This window comes from Wolbachia endosymbiont of Drosophila leontia, from assembly GCF_028981785.1.
In the GTDB taxonomy this organism is placed as follows: domain Bacteria; phylum Pseudomonadota; class Alphaproteobacteria; order Rickettsiales; family Anaplasmataceae; genus Wolbachia; species Wolbachia pipientis.
Genome location: NZ_JAPQLK010000176.1, coordinates 1 through 573, shown reverse-complemented (window position 1 = coordinate 573; position 573 = coordinate 1). Strand labels below are relative to the sequence as shown.

1 tRNA gene and 2 rRNA genes are annotated in these 573 nt (G+C 57.2%); all 3 read right to left on the bottom strand.

What is annotated here, in order from left to right:
* Window position 1 precedes the first annotated feature (1 nt).
* Window positions 2-78: transfer RNA gene (locus OZD63_RS05890), tRNA-Met, on the bottom strand.
* Window positions 79-105: 27 nt separating this feature from the next.
* Window positions 106-221: ribosomal RNA gene (gene rrf, locus OZD63_RS05885) — 5S ribosomal RNA — on the bottom strand.
* Window positions 222-345: 124 nt separating this feature from the next.
* A 23S ribosomal RNA gene (locus tag OZD63_RS05880) occupies window positions 346-573 on the bottom strand; the annotation flags it as partial.

The following is a 573-nucleotide window of genomic DNA, read 5'->3' as shown; positions in this document are numbered from 1 at the left end:
TTGGTTGCGGGGGCAGGATTTGAACCTGCGGCCTTCAGGTTATGAGCCTGACGAGCTACCGGGCTGCTCCACCCCGCGGTGGTGTTTTATTGGGTGGACTGGAAGACCTGGCGGCGACCGACTTTCCCACGACTTAAGCCGCAGTATCATAGGCGCTGGGGGGTTTCACGGCCGAGTTCGGGATGGGATCGGGTGGATCACTCCCCGCCATGGCCACCAGGTCATCCAGTCCACCCTGAGTGGGGTGGTGTGGATGCGGTTGGTGTTTATTTAAAGAGAGGTTTTCTGTGTGACGCGTGCATGGATGATTTCTGTGCACGGGCTGTCCTTTTAAGGGGACAGTATGAGAGTGAGCCTATAGAGCGATTAGGACCAGTTAGCTGCACGCATTACTGCGCTTCCACACCTGGCCTATCAACGTGATGGTCTATCACGGCTCTCAGGGAGATCTAGTTTTGAGGTGGGTTTCCCGCTTAGATGCTTTCAGCGGTTATCCCGTCCACACTTAGCTACCCGGCGGTGCCGCTGGCGCGACAACCGGTGCACCAGAGGTATGTTCATCCCGGTCCTCTC